The 1,934-nt window shown below is 71.2% G+C and carries 2 protein-coding genes; one reads left to right on the forward strand and one right to left on the reverse strand.

Features of this window, described 5'->3' with window-relative positions:
- Positions 1-75 precede the first annotated feature (75 nt).
- Positions 76-573, forward strand: a complete 498-nt coding sequence (locus tag B9S61_RS12345; protein WP_103542289.1) for a hypothetical protein — start codon at positions 76-78, stop codon at positions 571-573.
- A gap of 87 nt (positions 574-660) precedes the next feature.
- Here the strand turns inward: B9S61_RS12345 and B9S61_RS12350 are convergent.
- The coding region (locus B9S61_RS12350) for an N-acetylmuramoyl-L-alanine amidase (RefSeq protein WP_258039635.1) at positions 661-1,934 on the reverse strand (1,274 nt) is incomplete at its 5' end.

Consider the following 1,934-nt stretch of genomic DNA (forward strand, 5'->3'; position numbering starts at 1 on the left):
ACCGGAGGGCATCCCCCCGCTCCGGTGGCCGTCGCCGAGCATCCGCGCGCGGGTCCGGGCACGTACCATGGCGGCATGTCGTTCCTCCGCCGCCGCAGTGCCACGCCCGCCGGGCCCGAATTCGACGTTCTGGCCATGGACCCTGGTGACTGGCCCGGAAACCTGGGCGCCGGGCTGCTGCCCGCCCCCGACGGAAGCTGCCAGGGCGTCTTCCTGCGCTACGACCTGTTCGGCGGCCGGGGCCCGGCGATGATCATCGGCAATCTGCCCGAGGACTCGCCGGCGCGGGACGTCCCCGAGGGCGAGGTCCCCTTCGAGGTCGGACAGCTGCTGCTGGCGCTGGAGAACGACGAGGAGGTGACCGTCGTCGGCACCGAGGACGTGCCCGTGATGCAGGGCGACAACCTGCTGATCGTGCGCCGCGTCAAGCTCTCCGAGGGCCGGATCTCCTGTGTGCAGTTCGACCGCAGCGACAACGTCCTGGTGACCATCGCCGCCTGGGACCGTCCCATCACCGACGACCTGTACGCCCTGCTCAAGCCGCTGCCCGCGGAACTGTTCCAGCAGGGCTGACCGCGGTACACCGACGACGGCCTCGCACGAGGGCCGGGCTCCCCGGGGAGCCCGGCCCTCGTCATGTCCCGTACGTCCCCGATGTCGCTACGACGACCTCACCGTGACGTCCGCCGCGCGTACGAAGCCGACCCGGTGGCCGAACTGGATCTCGTAGTACTGGTCCTCGCCCCGCACCACCCGGTGCGAGGCCCCGTCGAAGGTCACCGCGTAGTAGTACTCGCCGGGCACCTTGGCCCCGGTCACGTATTTCTGGCCCTTGAGCACGGTGTACGGCAGCGGCGACACCGCCTGGGCCGGCACCCCCTCGGGGTAGGCCTCCTTCTCCGGGTACGCCCTGCCGTAGACGGGCACGGAGTCGAGTCCCTTCCTCGGCGTCACGACCTTGCCCTTCGCGGGCACCGCGGTGGGACGCCGCTCCGGGTTCCTGAACCACGCCTTCCGGCCGAGGTACCAGATGGCGGTCCAGTCGCCCCAGCGGTCGGCGACCGCGTACTGCTGGCCCGTGGAGACCCGCGACGACAGGTCGTTCACCCCGGTGGTCGGGGCCGAGCCGAGGCCGATGTCCCGGATCAGCGGAGAGCTCTCGTCGTGGTCGGAGTACAGCCGTACCGCGCTGGACCCGTGCGTCGCGCAGGGCTCGCCCGCGCTCTCGCAGCCGGTGAAGACCGGCCGGTTGGCGGCGTAGTCGGGGCGGATCGTGACCACACCGGAGTGCTTGCCGGCCGTCGCCTTCAGCGGGCGGCCCAGCAGCTCGAAGTAGTGCCGCCAGTCCCAGTACGGTCCGGGGTCGGTGTGCATGCCCGGGATGTTCGCCGTGGTCGTCCCCGGCACCGTGTCGTGCCCCAGGATGTGCTGCCGGTCCAGCGGGATGCCGTACTTCCCGGCGAGGTACTTCACCAGCCGGGCCGAGGACCGGTACATCGCCTCGGTGTACCAGGCGTCGGGGGCCGTCAGGAAACCCTCGTGCTCCAGGCCGATGGACCCCGCGTTGACGTACCAGTTGCCCGCGTGCCAGGCCACGTCCTTCGCCTTCACATGCTGGGCGATGTGTCCGTCCGTGGAACGCAGACTGTACTGCCAGGACACGTAGGTGGGGTCCTGCACCATGTCGAGGACGCCCTCCCAGGCACCCTCCGTGTCATGGACGACGATGTAGCGGATCTTCTGCGAGGCGGGCCGGTCGCCGAGGTCGTGGTTGCCGTAGTCGCCGTCCCCGAACTCCTCGTACGGCGCCGGGATCCACTCGCACGACACCGTCCTCGGGCACTCCGTCCCGGCGGCGGAGGTCTCGCGCAGTCCCGCGCGGGCCAGGGCCGAGGTGTCGGGCGCGAGGCCGGGGCGGGCGGCCAGCGCGACCC

The sequence above is a fragment of the Streptomyces sp. SM1 genome, assembly GCF_002910825.1.
Lineage (GTDB): Bacteria > Actinomycetota > Actinomycetes > Streptomycetales > Streptomycetaceae > Streptomyces > Streptomyces okerensis.